Below are 20,111 nucleotides of genomic sequence, written 5' to 3' on the forward strand. Positions count from 1 at the left end.
CGCGTGAAGCCGCTACCTCTCGGGCATGCCCGGTACCTACTTCCACCACCTGTTCGGCGAGACGGCGCGCACGCTCCAGGCGCGCGCCGGCTCCCGCGCCAGCTACGCCAGGCGGGAGGCCGCGTCCGCCGACGGGCGCGATGCGCTGACCGAGCGCGAGCACGCCTTCCTGCAGGCGCGCGACAGCGTCTACCTGGCGAGCGTCGGCCCCGAGGGCTGGCCCTACATCCAGCATCGCGGGGGGCCGGCCGGCTTCGTCCGGTCGCTGGGCGAGAACCGGATTGGATTCGCCGACTACCCCGGCAACCGGCAGTACATCTCGCAGGGCAACGTGATCGAGCGCGGCCGGGTGGCCCTGTTCGCGATGGACTATCCGGCCCAGCGCCGGCTCAAACTCATCGGCCACGCGCGCATCGTCGCGGCGGCCGAGGATCCCGATCTCGTCGCGCGGGTCTCGCATCCCGCGGCGCCGCCGGCCGTGGCCGCGTTCGTGATCGACGTGGTCGGCTTCGACTGGAACTGCCCGCAATTCATCGCGCCGCGCTTCACGCGCGCCGAGATCGAGGCCGAGCTCGGGCCGCTGCTCATCGAGAACGCGAACCTGCGCGCCGAGCTGGCGCGCCTCAAGGGAGCCTCCGCATGACCGAGCCATCGACCCGTGGCGTGCATCATGTCGGCCTCGCCGTGCCGGACCTCGATGCGGCCAAGCGCTTCTTCGTCGACGCGCTCGGCTGGCGCGCCGCCGGCGGCGTGCCGTCCTACCCCACCGTGTTCGTCTCCGACGGCGCGATCCTCGTGACGCTGTGGCGGATCGCCGATCCGGAGGCCGCGGTGCCGTTCGACCGCCGCGCCAACGTCGGGCTGCATCACCTCGGCCTCAAGGTCGCCGACCGCGCAGCGCTCGCCGCCGCCTACGACCGGGTGCGCGGCCATCCGGGGACGACGATCGAGTTCGCGCCCGGCCCGATGCGGGAGGGGTCCGAGACGCACCACTTCATCGGCACGATGCCGGGCGGCGTGCGCCTCGAATTCGCCACGGCGTAGGACCGTTCCTGTCGCCAAGCCGGCTTTCACGTCGGCGCCCTGCACTCTCGGACTGAACGGCGGGAACCTCGTCCCATGGCCTTGCCGACGCCTGCCCGGCCTCGAACGCTTCCGCACGGCGATCGCGCCGGCGCCGACGACAGACGGACGGCCCGGCGCGCGGTCGCCTCGGCCTCCTGCGCCAGCCTGATCGGGATCGGGCTCGCGCGGTTCGCCTATACGCCGCTGCTTCCGGCGATCATCGACGGCGGCTGGTTCGAGGCCTCGACCGCGGCCTATCTCGGGGCGGCCAACCTTGCGGGTTATCTCGCCGGCGCCCTGCTCGGGCGGCCGCTCGCCGCCCGCACCCGCGTTCCCGTGGTGCTCCGCGCGATGATGGTGGTGGCGACCGCGGCGTTCTTCGCCTGCGCCTACCCGCTGAACGTCGCGTGGTTCTTCGCCTGGCGCTTCGCGTCGGGCTTTGCCGGAGGCGCGCTGATGGTGCTGGCGGCGCCCGCCGTGCTTCCGCACGTGCCGCCGGGCAAGCGCGGCCTGGCCGGCGGCCTGATCTTCATGGGCATCGGCGTCGGCATCGCGGCGTCGGGGACGCTCGTCCCGCTCCTCCTGCGCGGCGGGTTGCAGCAGGCCTGGTTCGGCCTCGGCGCGCTCTCCTGCCTGCTCACCGTCATCGGCTGGCGGGGCTGGTCGTCCGAGGCTCCGGCGGCAGTTCGGCCGGTTGCCGGTGCCGAGCCGTCGCGCGCGCCAGGCCGGGCGGCGCTGCGGGCGCTCTACGCGGAATACGCGCTCAACGCGGCCGCGTGGGTGCCGCGCATGCTCTTCCTCGTCGACCTCGTTGCGCGCGGCCTCGGGCAGGGTATCCAGGCCGGATCGCACTATTGGGTGCTGTTCGGGCTCGGCGCGACGGTCGGCCCGATCCTCGTCGGGCACCTCGCCGACCGGACCGGCTTCGGTCCCGCGCTCCGGCTCGCCTTCCTGGTCGAGGCCGGCGCGATCGCGATTCCGGCCCTCGGCCTCGGCCCGTCGTGGCTGATCCTGTCGAGCGTCGCGGTCGGCGCCTTCGTCACCGGAACCGTGCCGCTCATGCTCGGCCGCATCGGCGAGCTCCTGCCCGGGGAGCCGGAGCGGCAGAAGGCGGCCTGGAGCGTCGCCACCGTGGCGTTCGCGCTGTTCCAGGCCGGCGCCGCCTACGGGCTGTCCTTCGTCTTTGCGCACACGGCGGGCAACTACACGCTGCTGTTCGCGCTCGGCACGTCCGCGATGGTGCTGGCGCTCGCCATCGACCTCGGCACGGCGCTGGCGACGCCGCGCCCCGCCTCCCCCGCCCGTCCCTGAGGCTGGCGCCCGAGTCCGGCGGAGTTGAGCGTCCGTGCCGCATCGCAGCCGTGCCGAACGCGGGGCGAGCGGCGCCGCCGCACGATCTCGCGGCGATCGGTCAGCTCGAGGCTTCGTTCGCTCCCGGTTCGATCGACGGCGGGTCGGGCTCGCCGGCGGCCGCGATGGGCAGGCCGGTCGCGCCGGCCGCCGGCGCGGCGGCGAGGCTCGCCAGGTCCAGCCACGCCGCCGTCAGGCGGAGCTCCCCGAGCAGCCGGTCCATGGTGCCGGGGGGCGCATCGGGCTCCAGGTGCACGCGCTGGATGATCAGCACGCCGATCCTGCGGTTCGCCTTCAGGTCGACGCGGGCGACGAGCGCGCCGTCCATCAGGAAGGGCAGGACGTAGTAGCCGTGCTCGCGCTGGTGAGCGGGCGTGTAGATCTCGAGCCGATAGCGGAAGCCGAACAGCCGCTCGGTCCGCGGCCGGTGCCAGATCAGCGGATCGAAGGGCGACAGGAGCGCGGCGCCGTCGAGCCGTCGGCCGAGCCGCGCCTCCCTGTGCCGGTAGGCCGGCTGCGGCCAGCCGCGGACCCGGGCCGGAACCAGCGTGCCGTCCTCGACCAGCTGCGCGATCGGCAAGTGCGCATCGGCAGGCGCGAGGCGATAATAGTCGCGCAGGTCCTGCGCCGTCGCGATGCCGAGCGCCCGCGCCGCGTGTGCGATCAGCTCCCGCCGCGCGTCGATGCCGCTCGGGGTCGGATGCGCGAGGACGGCGCGCGGAAGCACGCGCTCGGGCAGGTCGTAGACGCGCTCGAAGCTGCCGCGACGGTGCGTCGAGGCGACGAGGCCGGCCCAGAACAGCCATTCGAGCGCGTGCTTGGCCGCACTCCACACCCACATGCCCTGCGAGGCCCGGTTGCCCGCGACGTCGGAGGCGGCCAGCGGCCCCTCCGTCTCGATGCGGGCGAGGAGGGCTTCGGCTTCGCCGCGCCTGTCCCCGGCGAAGGGTTCGAGCCGCCGCCATAGGCCGCGGCCGGCGAGGGCCCGGGCCATGCGCCAGCGCAGCAGGGGGTGATGGTCGACCGGCAGGAGCGAGGCCTCGTGCCCCCAATATTCGAAGAACCGCTTCGGCCGGTCGGCCGCCAGGGCGTCGAGGAGCCCACGCTCGTAGGGGCCCAGGCGCGAGAACAGCGGCAGGTACTGGGCCCGCACCAGCACGTTCCCGCTGTCGATCTGAAGCAGGCCGAGCCGGCCGATCTCGTTGCGCATCCGCGCGGCGGAGACGGGTCCCGCGCGCCGGCCCGCGGCGAAGCCCTGGGCGACGAGGGCGATGCGACGGGCCTCGGAGGCGGAGAGGTCCGCCGTCAGGGCCGGCCTCCGGACAGGGGCGGCACGAGGCCCGGCAAGGGCCGCACGGAGTTCGGGAGCTGCGCCGCGTGCACTACGCGGCCTTCGGCGGCGACCCGTCGGCGCCGTTTTCGCCCTGCCGCGCGTGGACGAGGGTGCGGATCCGCTCGCGAACCTCCGGGGTGACTGGGTTGTAGACGATCATGCCGAGATCCGGTCTTCCGTCCACGGCGAAGGCCGAGAACTCCAGCTCGATCGGGCCCAGGACGGGGTGACGGAGCCGCTTGACCCCGTCTCCGTGGGCGTGGACGTCGTTCTCCCGCCACAGGGCGGCGAAGTCCGGGCTGGTGCGGCAGAGCTCGTCCACCAGCTCGCCGACCTCGGAGGCCGCGCCGGCCCGCACCGCGTCCGCCCGGAACGCGCCGACCACGAAGCGGGCGACGCTGTCCCAATCCTGCTGCGCCGTCCGCACCCGCGGGTCGCCGAACATGCGGCGCAGGATGTTGCGTTCGCCGGGCGGCAGCGGTTCCCAGTCGGTCATCACGACGGCGGCGGCGCGGTTCCAGGCGACGACGTCCCAGGTCGCGGTCTTGATCAGGGCCGGGCTGACCTCGAGCGTGTCGAGCAAGCGCTGGAGGCGCGGCGTGATCCCCTCCTGCGGCCGGTAGCGGACCTCGGGCGGACGCCCCAGCGCCAGCATGAAGACGTGCTCGCGCTCGGGCTCGGTCAGCATCAGCCCGGCGGCGATGCGGTTCAGCACGTCCGCCGAGGGTGCGCCGCCACGCCCCTGCTCCAGCCAGGTGTACCAGGTCGCGCTGATGTTCGAGCGCTGGGCGACCTCCTCCCGGCGCAGGCCCGGCGTGCGACGGCGGCCCGAGAACCCGAGGGCGGCCGGATCGAGCTTGGTGCGCCGATCCCGCAGGTAGGCGCCCAGCGAGGGTCCGGAACGGGCGGGCATGGCGATCCTGTTGGGACGTATACCGGGATACGGTCACGACTTTAACGGGATCGGAGGCGGGCGGACAAGGGGCGCTCTGATCACAGCGGAGTGCATCGCATGCGCATCTTCCTCACCGGCGCCACCGGCTTCGTCGGCTCGGCCATCGTCCCGGAACTGCTCCGGTCCGGGCATCGGGTGCTCGGGTTGACCCGCTCGGAGGCCGGCGCCCGCAAGCTGATCGAGGCCGGGGTCGAGCCGCATCGCGGCACCCTCGACGACCCGGACGGCCTGCGCCGCGGCGCCGCGCAGGCCGACGGCGTGATCCACACCGCCTTCGACCACGACGACTTCACGAACTTCGTCGCCAATTGCGACAAGGACCGGCGGGCGATCGAGGCCCTGGGGGCCGCCCTTGCCGGCTCGGATCGGCCGCTGCTCATCACCTCCGGTGCGGGAATCGGGAGCCCCGACGGCGGCGGCCCGGCCCGGGAGGACGTCTTCGACCGCGCGCACCCGAACCCGCGCATCGCCTCCGAGCTCGCCGGGGCCGCGCTGCTGGAGGCGGGGGTGAACGTGTCGGTGGTGCGGCTTCCGCAGGTGCACGACACGGTCAAGCAGGGGCTGATCACCTACCTGATCGACCTCGCCCGGCGGACCGGCGTCTCGGCCTATGTCGGCGACGGCGCCAACCGCTGGGCGGCGGCGCCGGTCCTCGACGTCGCCCGGCTCTACGCGCTCGCCTTCGCGCGGCGGGAGGCGGGCGCCCGCTACCACGCGGTCGCCGAGGAGGGCGTCGCCGCCCGCGACATCGCGCAGACCATCGGCCGCTGCCTGAAGCTGCCGGCGGTCGCCCTCGCGCCGGAAGACGCCGCCGCGCATTTCGGCTGGCTCGCCGCGTTCGTCGGCCTCGACATGCCGGCCTCCAGCGCGCTGACGCGGGCCCGGCTCGGCTGGCACCCGACCGGCCGGGGCCTGATCGAGGACTTGGAGCGGATGGACTATTCCCGGCCGCCCGCCTGAGGCGCCCGAGGCCTCCGCGCGTCAGGACGACGGCGTGCGCAGCTCCCCGCGGGCGATGCCGAGCGGCGTCCGCACGAGCAGCCACAGGATGATGAGGGTGGCCAGCGTCAGGAGCACGAGGGCGACGGCGTCGGTCGGGAGCCCGGAGCCCGGTCGACACGGCCTTGGAGGATGGCGCGATCGCCGCGTCCCGGACGACCTCCGGCATCGACAGTCCCCCTCGCGCTCACGCGCGCCGCACCCGCGATCCACCAGGGCTGCCGGAAAAGGCGCGCGAAACCGGCCTGCGCGCAAGGTCGGCGCCCGGCAGGGCGCGGACGCGCTGCCCGGTCAGCGCCGCGATCACGTTGAGCACGGCGGGGGCACCCGCGGCAGCCCGGGCGCGCCGACGCCGCCCGTCGGCGGGCCGCTCTCGACGATGCGCACGTGCACCGCCGGCCTGTGCTCGCGGCGGATCGGGTTGGTGTTGTCGTTCCGCGACTGCCGGGCGCCGTCGCGGTAGACGATCTGCTCGAACAGCCCCGAGGACAGGTCGAGCGCCGCCGGCCCCTGGGCCTGCGCGTTTCGTTTGCGAAACTCCTCCCGTCACCTACACTCCGATCCGAGGCGTGCGAGTCCCGGGCCGGAGTTTCCATGACGCGTATGGTCGAGCGGGGCGGCTTCGAGCGGAAGGCGGGCGAGCGCGCCGACGCGTCGGCGGTCGAGACGCGGCGCGGGGCGATCGTCGCCGCGGTGCGCCAGCGCGGCTTCGTGACGATCGAGGCCCTGGCGAGCCAGTTCGGCGTGACCGTGCAGACGATCCGGCGCGACCTCAACGAGCTTAGCGCGGAGGGGCGGCTCGAGCGCTACCGCGGCGGCGGCGGCCTGCCGTCCAGCGTCGAGAACATCGACTACGCCGACCGCCGCACCACGCTGCTGTCCGAGAAGACCCGGATCGGCCGGCTGGCGGCCGGCCGCATCCCGTCGCACTGCTCGGTGTTCCTCAATATCGGCACCACGCCGGAGGCGGTGGCGCGCGAGCTCGTCCGCCACGACGACCTCAGCATCATCACCAACAACCTCAACGTGGCGGTCGGGCTGGCGGAGGCGACCGACTTCCGCATCGTCGTGGCGGGCGGCACGATCCGCAACCGCGACGGCGCCGTCCTGGGCCAGCTCACCTGCGACACCCTCAGCCAGTTCCGGGTCGACGTGGCGGTCATCGGCATCAGCGGGATCGACGCCGACGGCGCCCTGCTCGACTACGATTACGAGGAGGTGCGGGCGACGCAGACCATCCTGGCGCATGCGCGCCAGACCTTCCTCGTGGCCGACCACACCAAGTTTACCCGCCGCCCGATGGTCGAGGTCGGGCGGCTGGAGCAGATCGACACCTTCTTCACCGACCGCGTCCCGCCGCCCGAGATCGTCGCCCTGATGGAGCGTCACAGCGTCGCCCTTGCGGTGGCCGACCGAGACGAGCCGTAGCGAACATCGCAATTTTCGCTTGCGAAAATCCTTAAATAAGGCAATATTCTGCCGACCCGGGCATCGGCTGGGGCGGGAGGCGGCTCATGACGACGGTCCCGAACGTGCGGGCGCTGGGCGCCCCCTACGACCTGCTTGTCATCGGCGGCGGCATCAACGGCACCGGCATCGCCCGCGACGCGGCCGGGCGCGGCCTCTCGGTGCTGCTGTGCGAGCGCGGAGACCTCGCGGAATTCACCTCGTCCTCAAGCACCAAGCTGATCCACGGCGGCCTGCGCTACCTCGAATACTACGAGTTCCGCCTGGTGCGGGAGGCTCTGGCCGAGCGCGAGCGCCTGCTGCGGCAGGCGCCGCACATCATCTGGCCGCTTCGCTTCGTGCTGCCGCACGACGCGGGCCTGCGCCCGGCCTGGATGCTGCGGGCCGGCCTGTTCCTGTACGACCACCTCGCCCGGCTGCGCACCCTGCCCGGCTCCAAGACGGTTCGCTTGCGAACATCGCCGATGGGCGCACCGCTTCAGGACCGGCTCACGAAGGGGTTCGTCTATTCCGACTGCTGGGTCGAGGACAGCCGCCTCGTGGTTCTGAACGCCATGGATGCGCGGGCCCGCGGCGCCGAGATCCGCACCCGCACCGGCGTCGAGGCGGCGCGCCGGGTCGACGGGACGTGGACGGCGACCCTGCGCGACGCCGTCACCGGGCGCACCGAGGCCGTCCGGGCGAAGGCGGTGATGAACGCCGCCGGCCCCTGGGTAAGCGAGACGCTCGGCGGAACGCTCGGCGTGAGCAGCCGCGCGGCGGTGCGGCTGATCAAGGGGAGCCACATCGTGGTCGCCAAGCTCTACGAGGGCGACCAGGCCTACATCCTGCAGCAGCCCGACAAGCGCATCATCTTCGCGATCCCCTACGAGCGCGACTTCACGCTGATCGGCACCACCGACGTCCCCTACGCGGACGAGCCCGGCCCGGTGCGGATCTCAAGGGACGAGACGCGCTACCTCTGCGACTGCATCAACCGCTCGTTCGCCAAGGCGATCGGTCCGAAGGACGTGGTCTGGAGCTATTCGGGGGTGCGCCCGCTCTACGACGACGACGCCGCCAACGCCTCGGCGGTGACCCGCGACTACGTGCTCGACGTCGACGATGCCGGCGGGCAGGCGCCGGCGCTCTCGGTGTTCGGGGGCAAGATCACCACCTACCGCCGCCTCGCCGAGCACGCGATCGAGAAGATCGCGTCCCACTTCCCCGGCCTGAAGCCGGCCTGGACGGGCGAGGCGACCCTGCCCGGCGGAGCGATGCCGGAGGCGGATTTCGACGCCTTCCTCGCCGCCTTCGTCCGCGAGGCGCCGTTCCTGCCGGCCGAGACCGCCCGGCGGCTCGCCCGCGCCTACGGCACCGAGGCGCGGGCCATCGTCAAGGGCGCGCGCAGCCTGGCCGACCTCGGCGAGGCGTTCGAGGGCGGCCTGAGCGCGGCGGAGGTCGACTACCTCGTCCGCTCGGAATGGGTCCGCACGGCGGAGGACATCCTGTGGCGGCGCTCGAAGCTCGGCCTGCGCACCAGCCCGGACGGGGCCGCGCGGCTCGCCGCCTACCTGACGCGAAAGGCGGAGGCCGCCTGAATCAAAGTGCGCGGCGCGGAACCGGCGCGAAGACCGGTCCGCGCGAGACGATCGACCCACGGTCCGCAAGGGAGGAAGACAGCCATGTCCCAGTATGTCGGCGCCATCGACCAGGGCACCACCAGCAGCCGCTTCATCGTGTTCGACCGCAAGGGGCGCATCATCGTCTGCAAGCAGCGCGAGCACGCGCAGATCTATCCGCGGCCCGGCCATGTCGAGCACGATCCGATGGAGATCTGGCGCAACACCCAAGGCGTGATGCAGGACGCCCTCGACGGCGCCGGGCTGACGCCGAAGGACCTCCTGTCGATTGGCATCACCAACCAGCGCGAGACCACGCTGATCTGGGACAGGCGCACCGGCCAACCGCTCCACAACGCCCTGGTCTGGCAGGATACCCGCAACGACCGCCTCGTCACTGAATATGCCCGCGACGGCGGGCGCGACCGCTTCCGCGCGCTCACCGGCCTGCCGTTGGCGAGCTACTTCTCTGGGCTGAAGCTGCGCTGGCTCCTCGACCACGTTGCGGGCGCGCGGGAGAAGGCGGAAGCCGGCGACGTGCTGTTCGGCAACATCGACACCTGGCTCGTCTGGAACCTGACGGGCGGCCCGGACGGCGGCCTCCACCTCACCGACGTGACCAATGCTAGCCGCACGCAGCTGATGTCCCTCGAGACCCTGGCCTGGGACGACGGCATGCTCTCGGCCTTCGGCATCCCGCGGGCGATGCTGCCCGAGATCGTCTCCTCCTCGCAGGTCTACGGCGAGACGCGGGTGCCGTTTTCCGGCATGCCGATCGCCGGCATCCTCGGCGACCAGCAGGCGGCCCTGTTCGGCCAGGCCTGCTTCCAGCCGGGCGAGGCCAAGAACACCTACGGCACCGGCTGCTTCGCGCTGATGAACACCGGCGAGACGCCCGTGCCCTCCACCTGCGGCCTCGTCACCACGCTTGGGTACAAGCTCGACGGCAAGCCGGCGGTCTACGCGCTCGAGGGCTCGATCGCGATCACCGGCGCCCTGGTGCAGTGGCTGCGCGACAACCTGCACATGATCCAGGACAGCGCCGAGGTCGAGAGCCTCGCCACCACGGTCGCGGACAACGGCGGCGTCTACTTCGTGCCCGCCTTCTCGGGCCTCTACGCGCCGCACTGGAACGAGGGCGCCCGTGGCCTGATTATCGGCCTGACCCGCTACGCCAACCGCGGCCACATCGCCCGCGCCTGCCTGGAGGCGACCGCCTTCCAGACGCACGAGGTGCTGGAGGCGATGGAGAAGGATTCCGGCATCCCCGTGCGCGAGCTGCGCTCGGACGGCGGCATGGTCGCCAACGTCACCCTGATGCAATTCCAGGCCGACATCCTCGACGTGCCGGTGGTGCGCCCGCGGGTCACCGAGACCACGGCACTCGGCGCCGCCTACGCGGCGGGCCTCGCCACCGGCTACTGGCGGAGCACCGACGACCTCGTGCGCAACTGGGGCGTCGACCGGCGCTGGGTGCCGAATATGGATGCGGGCGAGCGCCGGCGCATCACCGCCGCCTGGGGCCGCGCCGTGAAGCGCGCCTTCGACTGGGACGAGCAGGAGGATTGAGGCCGCCGCCTCGACCGCTTCCCGTCTCGGACACTCTCGGAGGAAACCTCATGACGTCGCCGTTCCTGGGCGAGCTTCTCGGCACGATGGTGCTGATCATCCTCGGCAACGGGGTCGTCGCCGGCGCGCTGCTGCGCGGCTCAAGGCTGAGGGCGCGGGCTGGATCGCGATCACCGCCGGCTGGGCCTTCGCGGTGCTGGCCGGCATCTTCGTCGCGACCGCGACGGGCAGCCCCGACGCGCACGTCAACCCGGCGGTGACGATCGCCGGTGCGATCACGGCCGGGAATCCGAGCAAGCTCCTGGTCTACGTGCCCGCGCAGATGATCGGCGCCTTCCTCGGCGCGACCGTGGTCTGGCTGCACTACCTGCCGCACTGGGCCGTCACCGAGGATCAGGGCCTGAAGCGGGCCTGCTTCTGCACCGATCCGGCGATCCGGCAATCGGCCGCGAACTGGACGAGCGAGATCATCGGCACCTTCCTGCTGATCCTGATCATCAGCGCCCTGCTGTCGCGGACGGTGGGGGCTTCCGGCAACATCCCGACGGGGCTGGCGCCCTACCTCGTCGGCATGGTGGTTTGGGGGATCGGCCTCTCGCTCGGCGGCACCACCGGCTACGCGATCAACCCGGCCCGCGATCTCGGGCCGCGCCTCGCCCATGCGGTGCTGCCGATCGCCGGCAAGGGGCACTCGGATTGGGGCTACGCCCTGATCCCGGTCGCCGGCCCGGCGATCGGCGCGGTGCTCGCGGCGCTCGCGATCCTGCTGATCGGCGTCTGAGGGCCGGCGCCTACTCCACCGTCACCGATTTGGCGAGGTTTCTCGGCTGGTCGACATCCTTACCCATGACGACGGCGGTGTGGTAGGCGACGAGCTGGATCGGCACCGCGTAGACGATCGGCGCCACCGTCGGGTCGAGGTCGGGCATCGTCACCGTGGCCAGGGTGTCGAGCCCGTGCTCGGCCGCGCCCTTGGCGTCGCCGATCAGCACGATGCGCCCGCCGCGGGCGGCCACCTCCTGCATGTTCGACACGGTCTTCTCGAACACCGCGTCGTGGGGGGCGATCACGATCACTGGCACGCTCTCGTCGATCAGGGCGATCGGCCCGTGCTTGAGCTCGCCCGCCGCATAGCCTTCGGCGTGGATGTAGCTGATCTCCTTCAGCTTCAGCGCGCCCTCCATCGCCATCGGGTAGCTCGTCCCGCGGCCGAGGTAGAGCACGTCGCGTGCCTTGGCGATTTCGCGGGCCAGCCCCTCGATCTCGTTCTCGCGGGCGAGCGCGTCGGCCATCAGGCCGGGCACGGTGATCAGCGCGTCGACGAGGCGGCGCTCCTCGGCCGCATCGATGGTGCCGCGCGCCCGCCCCGCGGCGATGGCCAGGCACAGCAGCACCGTGAGCTGGCACGAAAACGCCTTGGTCGAGGCCACGCCGATCTCGGGGCCGGCGAGCGTCGGCAGCACGACGGAGGATTCTCGCGCGATGGTCGAGGTCGGCACGTTGACGACGCAGACGCTGTGTTGGCCCTGGGACTTCGCGTAGCGCAGGGAGGCCAGGGTATCGGCGGTCTCGCCCGATTGCGAGATGACGAGGGTCAGCCCGTCCCGCTCCAGCGGCGCCTCGCGGTAGCGCGTCTCGGAGGCCACGTCGATCTCGACCGGCAGCCGCGCGATCTGCTCGAACCAGTAGCGGGCGACGAGCCCGGCATAGAAGGCGGTGCCGCAGGCGGTGATGTTGAGGCGGGACAGCTTGGCGAAGTCGAACGGCAGCGGCTCGGGCAGCGCGACGCGGCCCTGCGCGAGGTCGACGTAGTGGGAGAGCGTGCGGCCGACGACTTCCGGCTGCTCGTGAATCTCCTTGGCCATGAAGTGGCGATGGTTGCCCTTGTCGATCCGATAGGCCTGGGTCGCGATGGTCTGGCGCGGGCGCTGGACCACCGTGCCGTGGATGTCGCGGATCTCGGCGCCGGCGCGCGACAGGATCGCCCAGTCGCCCTCCTCCAGGTAGGTGAGCGCGTCGGTGAACGGCGCCAGCGCCAGCGCGTCCGAGCCGAGATAGGTCTCGCCCTGGCCGAAGCCGATGGCGAGCGGCGCGCCGTGGCGGGCGCCGATCAGCAGGTCGTCGTGGCCGGAGAACAGGAAGCCGAGCGCGAAGGCGCCGCGCAGGCGCGGCAGGCAGGCGGCGACCGCCTCGACCGGCCCGAGGCCCTGGTCCATGGCGTGGCTGACGAGCTGGGCCACCACCTCGGTGTCTGTCTCGCTCTCGAAGCGGACGCCCGTGGCCTCGAGCTCCTGCTTGAGCGCGCGAAAGTTCTCGATGATGCCGTTGTGCACGACCGCGAGCCGCGCGGTGGCGTGGGGGTGGGCGTTGGTCTCGTTCGGCCGCCCGTGCGTCGCCCAGCGGGTGTGGCCGATGCCGATCGCGCCCGCCAGCGGCTCCTCGCGCAGGCGCGCCTCGAGGTTGACGAGCTTGCCCGACGCCCGCCTGCGCGCCAGGCGGCCCTGCTCCAGCGTGGCGATGCCGGCCGAGTCGTAGCCGCGGTATTCCAGGCGCCGCAACGCCTCGATCAGCGGACCGGCCACTGCCCCGTTACCGACGATGCCGACGATGCCGCACATGCTGGGTTATCTTTCGTATCGCCCGGTGGACCGGCGGCTTGTACCGGATCGGCGCGGCGCGAGGCCAGCCCTCGGTGGCTACGCAGGGCGGGCATCAGGAATCGGGCCAGTGCCAGCCGAGAGATGAGGGACCGGTGAGGCGTTTTGAAGAGGATCAGGATTTCCCCGCGCGCGCCGCCTTCTCCGCCCGCAACGCCGCCCGCTTCGTCTCGGCCCAGCCCGGCTTCGTCGCCTGGCGCCCGCGGGCGACGGCGAGCGCCCCCTCGGGCACGTCGTCGGTGATCACCGAGCCGGAGGCGACGAAGGCGCCGGCCCCGACCGTGACGGGGGCGACGAGGGCCGAGTTCGATCCGATGAAGGCGCCCGCCCCGATCGTGGTGCGGTGCTTCGAGACCCCGTCGTAGTTGCAGGTGATGGTGCCGGCGCCGACGTTGGCGCGGGCGCCGACCTCGGCGTCGCCGAGATAGGTCAGGTGCGCGGCCTTGGCGCCCGGCCCGAGGCGGGCGTTCTTCAGCTCCACGAAGTTGCCGATGGTGGCGCCGGCCTCCAGAACAGCGCCGCCGCGCAGGCGGGCGAACGGGCCGACGCTGGCGCCGGCCTCCAGGCGCACGTCCTTCAGGTGCGAGAAGGCGTGGATCACGCAAGCATCGTCGACGCGGACGCCGGTGTCGAACACCACGTTGGGCTCGACCAGCACGTCGCGCCCGAGGATCGTGTCGTGGCTCAGGAACACCGTCTCGGGGGCGACGAGCGTCGCGCCGCCGAGCTGGGCGCTGCGGCGCAGGCGCGCCTGGATCGCGGCCTCGGCGACGCCGAGCTGCACCCGGTCGTTGACCCCTTGCGCCTCCGCCTCCGTCACCGGCACCACCGCGACGGAGAGACCGTCGCCGATCGCCAGCGCCACCGCGTCGGGCAGGTAGTACTCGCCGGCGGCGTTGTCGTTGCCGATCCGCTCGAGCAGCGCCAGCGCGTGGGCGCCCGACAGCGCCATCAGGCCGGCATTGCACAGGCGCACCGCGCGCTCCTCAGGCGTGGCGTCCTTCTCCTCGCGGATCGCGACCACGCGGGTGCCCTCGATGAGCACCCGTCCGTAGCCGGCGGGCGCCTCGGTCTCGAAGGCCAGCACCGCCACCGCCGCGCCCTCGGCCAGGGGCGCCCGCAGCCGCGCCAGGGTCTCGCCGGTGATCAGCGGCGTGTCGCCGAACGCCACGATGACGTCGTCGCCCTCCCCGTCTTCGCCGTTGCTCAGGACCGCTCGCGCCGCGAGCACCGCATGCGCGGTGCCGAGGCGCTCGATCTGCGGGAACACCTCGGAGCCCGGCGCCAGAGCCTCGATCTCGCGGGCGACGTCCGCGCGGCCGGGCTCGGCCACCACGGCGATGCGCGCGGCGCCGGCCGCCTGCACCGCGGCGAGCACGTGGCCGAGCATGCTCCGCCCGGCGAGGCGGTGGAGCACCTTCGGCAGGTCGGAGCGCATCCGCGTGCCCTTGCCCGCGGCGAGCACGATCGCGGTGAGGCTTCGCCGTACGGGGGCCGGTGTCGTCATCGCGTTCAGGTTCCCGGGGACGCTCGCTGGTGCCGACCGCCATGATCGGCGGCGACGGGATGAGGGGACCGGATTAGCCGATCGCGCCCGTCCGGCAAAACGGCGCGTCCCGCGCGCATCGTCCGGCCCGCAAGCGCGGCCTCGATCACACAGGGGACGGAATTCGCCATCGTCGACCGACCTTAACCGAGGGTTCAGGTGCCGGGATGGTACGAGGGGCCGATTGTTGCGAACCGTTTCCAAGGTCTCGCTGTTTCCGATCCTATCGCCGACCCACCCGAACGAAGGGGCACGACGCTGCCGACCGATCCGCGCTCCGACGCCATCCGTGACCCCGTCTCGCGAGACCGTACCCGCCGCGACGTCGTGCGCCTGTCGGCCGTCGCTGCGGTCCTGGCCGGCGCCAGGTTCCGACCCGTTCCGGCCGCCGCGGAGGACGCCCCCGCCCTGCCCGGCGCCGGCGCACCCTTCGACGCGTCGACCGTGCCCGCCCTCGCCCGCGCGCTGGCCAAGGCCGCCTACGCCGCCCCCCGCACCGACGACCTCCCGGCCAGCCTCAAGGGGCTCAGCCGCGAGCAGTACGGCGCCATCCGCACCAAGCCCGCCGCCGCGATCTGGGCCGGCGACGATCTCGGCTTCACGATCGAGCCGCTGCATCGCGGCGCGATCTTCACCGGCCGCGTCGCCCTGTTCCTGGTCGAGGACGACTGCATCCGGCCGATCGCCTACGATCCGGCGAGCTTCGACACCGGCGGCTTCGCGCTGCCGGAATTCCCGGAGGATCCGGGCTTCTCCGGCTTCCGCCTGCGCGCCCGCTTCCCCGATGGCCCCGACCTGTCGGACTTCGCGGTGTTCCAGGGCGCCTCGTTCTTCCGCCTCGTCGCCAAGGGCCAGGGCTTCGGCATCAACGCCCGCGCGCTGACGCTGCGCCCGGCCGACGCCCGCGGCGAGGAGTTCCCGATCTTCCGCGCGGTGTTCATCGAGCGCCCGGCCGACGGCGCCCTCGTGCTCCACGCCCTGATCGATTCCGATTCCGCCTCCGGCGCCCTGCGGATGGTGCTGCGGCCCGGCACCGAGGCCTCGACCACCGAGGTCGAGACCACGATCTTCGCCCGCATGGCGATCGATCACCTGGGCCTGGGCGGCATGCAGGCGAGCTACCTGTTCGGCTCCGAGGATCGCCGCCGCGTCGATGACGCGCGCGCCGCCGCCTTTTCGGCCGCCGGCCTGCAGATCCGCAACGGCGCCGGCGAGGCGATCTGGCGCCCGGTCCACAACCCCGACGCGCTGCAGATCTCGTCCTTCGTCGACGAGAACCCGAAGGGCTTCGGGCTGATGCAGCGGGCGCGGACCTACGAGGACTTCGAGGACGACATGCAGCACTGGGAGTGGCGGCCCTCGCTCTGGCTGGAGCCGGCCGATGCCTGGGCGGGCGGCGCGGTGACGCTGATCGAGATCCCGAGCGATTCCGAGTTCAACGAGAACGTGCTGGCCTACTGGCGGCCGAAGGAGCCCGTCGTCGCCGGCTCCGAGACGACCTTCCGCTACCGCCAGCACTGGTGCTGGCAGCCGCCCGCCGCGCCGCTGGCCACCGTGACCGGCACCCGCAGCGGGCGCGGAAGCGCGGGCGCGCGCCGCCTGTTCCTGGTCGACTTCACCGGGGACGGTCTGTTCTCCGAGGGCGGCCTCGACATCGCCCTGGCGGCGGCCCCGGGCAGCATCGCGCGCCAGCAGTTTTTCAGCTACCCGGAGCGCAGGACCGTCCGGGTCGCCTTCGAGCTCGATCCCGGCAGCGAGCGCGCGAGCGAGCTGCGCCTCGCCCTGGTGCGGGGCGGCCGGGCGGTGACCGAGACCTGGCTCTATCGCTGGACGCCGTAGAAGGCAGCGGCGTTCGAGGGACCGCCGGGCCGCATCGGCCGGCCCCGCGAGACTCCGAAGACGAGGATGGATCAAAGGCCGTACGCATGGACGATTTCGCCGCCCTCCCCGCGACCGCACGGCGCGACGCCCCGTCGGGCCACCCGGGCGAGCGGTCGTTCCCCGACGCCCTGCCGCCGGAATCGCCCCTGGCGATGCCGGTGCAGAGCCTGTCCGCCTGGGACCCGGCGCTCGGGCATGCGCCGTCGCGGCACCCTGCCCGTCCTCACGCGTCCCGTCTCCTCGTCTTCGGCGGCGCGGTCGCGCTCACCGCCTATGGCGGCTGGCAGATGTACGAAACCGTGTCGGTCTCGGGCTCGCCGACGGCGCTGCAGTATGTGCTGGTCGCGCTGTTCCTCCTGACCTTCTCGTGGATCGCGCTGGCCTTCACGAGCGCGATTCTCGGCTTTGCCGTGCTGCTGCGCCGCCCGCGCCTGCCGCCGGTGCCGGCGGCGCTCGCCACCCGCACCGCCATCCTGATGCCGGTCTACAACGAGGGCACGGCCCGCACCTTCGCGGCGATCGAGGCGATGCGCGAGGCGGTCGACGCCACCGGCCTCGGCGCGGCCTTCGACTGGTTCGTGCTGTCGGATTCGACGCAAGCCGACGCCTGGATCGCCGAGGAGCGCGCCTTCCTGGGCTTGCGCGAAGCGCTCGGCCCCGACGCCCGCCTGTACTACCGCCACCGCCGGAGGAACCATCACCGCAAGGCCGGCAACATCGGTGACTTCGTCACCCGCTGGGGCGGGGCCTACGACCACATGCTGGTGCTCGACGCCGACAGCCTGATGACCGGCGACAGCGTCGTCCGGCTCGCCGGCGCGATGGAGGCGGACGCGGATGCCGGCATCATCCAGACGCTGCCGCTCATCATCAACCGCAACACGCTGTTCGCCCGGGTGACCCAGTTCGCCGCCCGCATCTACGGCCCGGTGATCGCCACTGGCCTCGGCCACTGGTCGGGGCGCGACGGCAACTACTGGGGCCACAACGCGATCATCCGCACCCGCGCCTTCGCCGCCGCCTGCGGCCTACCCGACCTGCCCGGAACGCCGCCCTTCGGCGGCCACGTGCTCAGCCACGACTTCGTGGAGGCCGCCCTGATCCGCCGCGCCGGCTGGGCGGTGTACATGCTGCCGACGCTGCCGGGCTCCTACGAGGAGAGCCCGCCCTCGCTGATCGACGTGGCGGTCCGCGACCGGCGCTGGGCGCAGGGCAACCTGCAGCACGCGCGGATCATCGGGGCGGCGGGCCTGAAGGCGGCCTCGCGCCAGCACTTCGCCACCGGCATCGCCGGCTACGCCGCCTCGCCGTTCTGGCTGTGCCAGCTCGTGGTCGGCATCGCGCTGGTGCTGCAGACGGCCTACGTGAAGCCCGAATACTTCACCACCGAGTTCGGCCTCTACCCGGTCTTCCCGCGCTTCGATCCAGTGCGCGCGCTGCAGCTCTTCGGGCTGACCATGGGCATCCTGCTGGCCCCGAAGTTTTTGGGCCTTCTCCTCGCGCTGATCGACGGACCGGTGCGCCGGGCCTGCGGCGGCGCGGGCCGGCTGGTCGCGTCCTGCCTCATCGAGATCCTGCTCTCGGCGCTGATCGCGCCGATCGCGATGGTGATCCAGTCGGGCTCGGTGTTCAGCATCCTCGCCGGGCGCGACACCGGCTGGAACCCCCAACGGCGCGACGACGGCTCGATCCCGCTCGGCGACATCGTCCGCCGCCACCGCTGGCACACGGTGCTGGGGCTGGTCTCGGGCATCGCCGCCTTCGCCATCGCCACCTCGCTGTTCCTCTGGATGGCGCCGACCATCCTCGGCCTCGTCCTCGCGATCCCGATCTCCTGGGCGAGCGGGCAGCTGGAGCTCGGCCTCGCCCTGAAGCGGCGCGGCCTGCTGATGACGCCGGAGGAGCGCGACCCGCCGCCGATCGCCACCCGCGCCGGCGCGCTCGCCGCCCGCAACCAGGCCCGCGGCCTCGACGAGGCCGACGCGCTCGCGGCAATCCACGCCGACCCGGCCCTGGCGGACGCTCACACCCTCATGCTGCCGAGCGCCGAGCCGCGCCCCCGCGGCCGGGTCGATGTCGACCATACCCTGGCTCAGGCCAAGGTCGTCGAGGCCGAGACCCTCGACGAGGCCCGCACCTGGCTCAGCCCCAAGGAGCGCATGGCCCTCCTCCACGACCGCGCCCTGCTCGGCCGCCTCGCGCGCCTCGCCCCCTGACCCGATTTTCCCGATGTCCGCCGTCCCCGAACTCCGCTACAACCCAATCCGCCGGAAGGGTGGCCGAGTGGTTTAAGGCAGCGGTCTTGAAAACCGCCGTGGGGGCAACTTCACCGTGGGTTCGAATCCCACCCCTTCCGCCAGAAGGCTGTTCCTCCCCGTTCGCCGCTAGCTGTTAAGTCGCCGAAATATCAGGAAAATCATCAATCTGCCGTTCGCGGCCGGTCGCTGGCGTTTGCACAAATTCAGGCTTACGATGTTAGTAGCATTGTGGGTAGCTTGGACGTGCAAGGTAAGCTGACTGCTCTGGGCGTCGCGCGCCTGAACGCCCCCGGCATGTACGGGGACGGCGGCGGCTTGTGGCTTCAGGTTTCCGGCAAGGGGGCGAAAAGCTGGATCTATCGGTTCACCCTTGGCGGGAAAGCCCGCGCCATGGGGCTGGGGTCGGCGAACACCTTTTCTTTGGCCGAGGCGCGCGACAAAGCTCGTGACTGCCGCAAGCTCACGGCCGAAGGCTTGGACCCGATCGAGATCCGTTCTGGTCGACGGCAAGACGCAGCAGTCGAGGCAGCCCGCGCCATCACCTTTCGGACGTGCGCTGCCAGCTACATCGAGGCGCACCGGGCCGGTTGGCGCAACAACAAGCACGCCGCGCAGTGGACGGCGACGCTCGAAGCCTACGCCAACCCGACCTTTGGGGACCTGCCGGTGCAGGCGGTCGATACCGGCCTAGTGATGCAGGCCCTCGAACCGATTTGGTCAGCGAAGCCTGAGACCGCCACTCGGGTGCGGGGTCGGATCGAGTCGGTGCTGGATTGGGCGACAGCGCGCAGCTACCGGCGCGGCGAGAACCCGGCTCGATGGAAGGGGCACCTGCAGAACCTCCTGCCCAAGCGATCAAAGGTGCAGCGGGTTGAGCACCACCCTGCCCTACCCTTTGCGGAACTGCCGGCATTTATGCGCCTGCTTGAACGTCAGCCTGGCATCGCCTCCAAGCTGATGGCCTTCACGATCCTGACGGCAGCCCGCACAGGTGAAGCACTCGGCGTTCGCTGGTGTGAGATCGACATGGAGGCTGGAATTTGGATCGTGCCGGCTGAACGGATGAAGGGCGGCGCAGAACACCGCGTGCCGCTGTCGGCCGCAGCCTTAGCCGTTCTGGTGCAGATGCGCGGCCTCAATGAGACCTTCGTGTTCCCCAGCGGACGGCGCAGCAAGCCGCTGTCCAACACGGTGATGCTCATGCTGCTCCGACGAATGGGACGCACCGATCTTACCGTCCATGGTTTCCGGTCCTCGTTCCGCGACTGGGCTTCAGAGACGACGCACTTCCCGTCTGAGGTGGTGGAGATGGCGCTGGCTCACACCGTCAAGTCCAAGGTTGAGCGGGCATACCGCCGGGGTGATCTATTCGAAAAGCGGCGCGATCTAATGAATGCGTGGGCCGAATTCAGCTCGTAGAGTTGTAGGGA

At 71.9% G+C, this 20,111-nt stretch carries 16 protein-coding genes and 1 tRNA gene; 12 read left to right on the forward strand and 5 right to left on the reverse strand.

Features of this window, described 5'->3' with window-relative positions; translation table 11 throughout:
- Positions 1-25 precede the first annotated feature (25 nt).
- The 3 genes from ACFZ8E_RS15165 (at position 26) to ACFZ8E_RS15175 (ending at position 2,376) form a co-directional block, all read left to right on the forward strand.
- Entirely contained in the window at positions 26-643 is a 618-nt protein-coding gene (locus tag ACFZ8E_RS15165; protein WP_243989083.1) for a pyridoxamine 5'-phosphate oxidase family protein, read from the forward strand.
- Positions 640-1,044, forward strand: coding sequence for a VOC family protein (locus tag ACFZ8E_RS15170; protein WP_405043142.1), 405 nt, complete (start codon positions 640-642; stop codon positions 1,042-1,044). The genes ACFZ8E_RS15165 and ACFZ8E_RS15170 overlap by 4 nt, the downstream gene beginning before the upstream one ends.
- Before the next feature lie 75 nt (positions 1,045-1,119).
- On the forward strand, positions 1,120-2,376 hold the full coding sequence (locus ACFZ8E_RS15175) for a YbfB/YjiJ family MFS transporter (protein WP_405043143.1): 1,257 nt from the start codon (positions 1,120-1,122) through the stop codon (positions 2,374-2,376).
- 100 nt (positions 2,377-2,476) lie between these two features.
- Here ACFZ8E_RS15175 and ACFZ8E_RS15180 read toward each other — a convergent pair whose 3' ends face one another.
- Together ACFZ8E_RS15180 and ACFZ8E_RS15185 are read right to left on the reverse strand one after the other, a co-directional pair.
- The gene (locus tag ACFZ8E_RS15180; RefSeq protein ID WP_405044388.1) at positions 2,477-3,724 is read right to left on the reverse strand and encodes a winged helix-turn-helix domain-containing protein; all 1,248 of its coding nucleotides are present in this window, start codon (positions 3,722-3,724) and stop codon (positions 2,477-2,479) included.
- Between the two features lie 73 nt (positions 3,725-3,797).
- Positions 3,798-4,661, reverse strand: coding sequence for a helix-turn-helix transcriptional regulator (locus tag ACFZ8E_RS15185; RefSeq protein ID WP_405043144.1), 864 nt, complete (start codon positions 4,659-4,661; stop codon positions 3,798-3,800).
- 99 nt (positions 4,662-4,760) lie between these two features.
- On the opposite strand from ACFZ8E_RS15185, the gene ACFZ8E_RS15190 reads away from it, so the two are divergent.
- Positions 4,761-5,663, forward strand: a complete 903-nt coding sequence (locus tag ACFZ8E_RS15190) for an SDR family oxidoreductase (RefSeq protein ID WP_405043145.1) — start codon at positions 4,761-4,763, stop codon at positions 5,661-5,663.
- Between the two features lie 226 nt (positions 5,664-5,889).
- Here ACFZ8E_RS15190 and ACFZ8E_RS15195 read toward each other — a convergent pair whose 3' ends face one another.
- On the reverse strand, positions 5,890-6,018 hold the full coding sequence (locus ACFZ8E_RS15195) for a hypothetical protein (RefSeq protein WP_405043146.1): 129 nt from the start codon (positions 6,016-6,018) through the stop codon (positions 5,890-5,892).
- A gap of 278 nt (positions 6,019-6,296) precedes the next feature.
- Between ACFZ8E_RS15195 and ACFZ8E_RS15200 the strand changes: the two genes are divergently transcribed.
- From ACFZ8E_RS15200 to ACFZ8E_RS15215, 4 genes are all read left to right on the forward strand, one after another.
- Positions 6,297-7,130, forward strand: coding sequence for a DeoR/GlpR family DNA-binding transcription regulator (locus ACFZ8E_RS15200; protein ID WP_405043147.1), 834 nt, complete (start codon positions 6,297-6,299; stop codon positions 7,128-7,130).
- Positions 7,131-7,216: 86 nt separating this feature from the next.
- A complete protein-coding gene (gene glpD, locus ACFZ8E_RS15205) occupies positions 7,217-8,749 on the forward strand; it encodes a glycerol-3-phosphate dehydrogenase (RefSeq protein WP_405043148.1) in 1,533 nt (510 codons plus the stop codon).
- 84 nt (positions 8,750-8,833) lie between these two features.
- Complete coding sequence (glpK, locus tag ACFZ8E_RS15210) at positions 8,834-10,339, forward strand: glycerol kinase GlpK (RefSeq protein ID WP_405043149.1); 1,506 nt, start codon at positions 8,834-8,836, stop codon at positions 10,337-10,339.
- 193 nt (positions 10,340-10,532) lie between these two features.
- Complete coding sequence (locus tag ACFZ8E_RS15215; RefSeq protein ID WP_405043150.1) at positions 10,533-11,120, forward strand: MIP/aquaporin family protein; 588 nt, start codon at positions 10,533-10,535, stop codon at positions 11,118-11,120.
- A gap of 10 nt (positions 11,121-11,130) precedes the next feature.
- Here ACFZ8E_RS15215 and glmS read toward each other — a convergent pair whose 3' ends face one another.
- Both glmS and glmU read right to left on the reverse strand, forming a co-directional pair.
- Positions 11,131-12,957: a glutamine--fructose-6-phosphate transaminase (isomerizing) gene (glmS, locus tag ACFZ8E_RS15220; protein WP_405043151.1), complete on the reverse strand. Its 1,827-nt coding sequence runs from the start codon at positions 12,955-12,957 to the stop codon at positions 11,131-11,133.
- A gap of 154 nt (positions 12,958-13,111) precedes the next feature.
- Positions 13,112-14,503, reverse strand: a complete 1,392-nt coding sequence (glmU, locus tag ACFZ8E_RS15225; RefSeq protein WP_405043152.1) for a bifunctional UDP-N-acetylglucosamine diphosphorylase/glucosamine-1-phosphate N-acetyltransferase GlmU — start codon at positions 14,501-14,503, stop codon at positions 13,112-13,114.
- Positions 14,504-14,869: 366 nt separating this feature from the next.
- Here glmU and ACFZ8E_RS15230 point away from each other — a divergent pair, with 366 nt between their 5' ends.
- The 4 genes from ACFZ8E_RS15230 to ACFZ8E_RS15245 all read left to right on the forward strand — a co-directional run bounded on the left by ACFZ8E_RS15230 (position 14,870) and on the right by ACFZ8E_RS15245 (position 20,100).
- On the forward strand, positions 14,870-16,381 hold the full coding sequence (locus ACFZ8E_RS15230) for a glucan biosynthesis protein (RefSeq protein WP_405043153.1): 1,512 nt from the start codon (positions 14,870-14,872) through the stop codon (positions 16,379-16,381).
- Positions 16,382-16,467: 86 nt separating this feature from the next.
- Positions 16,468-18,639 (forward strand): glucans biosynthesis glucosyltransferase MdoH, encoded by a 2,172-nt coding sequence (mdoH, locus tag ACFZ8E_RS15235; protein ID WP_405043154.1) that lies wholly within the window; start codon positions 16,468-16,470, stop codon positions 18,637-18,639.
- A 53-nt stretch (positions 18,640-18,692) separates the two neighbouring features.
- Positions 18,693-18,782 (forward strand) — tRNA-Ser (locus ACFZ8E_RS15240).
- Positions 18,783-18,924: 142 nt separating this feature from the next.
- Entirely contained in the window at positions 18,925-20,100 is a 1,176-nt protein-coding gene (locus ACFZ8E_RS15245) for a tyrosine-type recombinase/integrase (protein ID WP_405043155.1), read from the forward strand.
- Positions 20,101-20,111 lie beyond the last annotated feature (11 nt).

This window comes from Methylobacterium sp. HMF5984 (assembly GCF_045033435.1).
Taxonomy (GTDB): Bacteria; Pseudomonadota; Alphaproteobacteria; order Rhizobiales; family Beijerinckiaceae; genus Methylobacterium.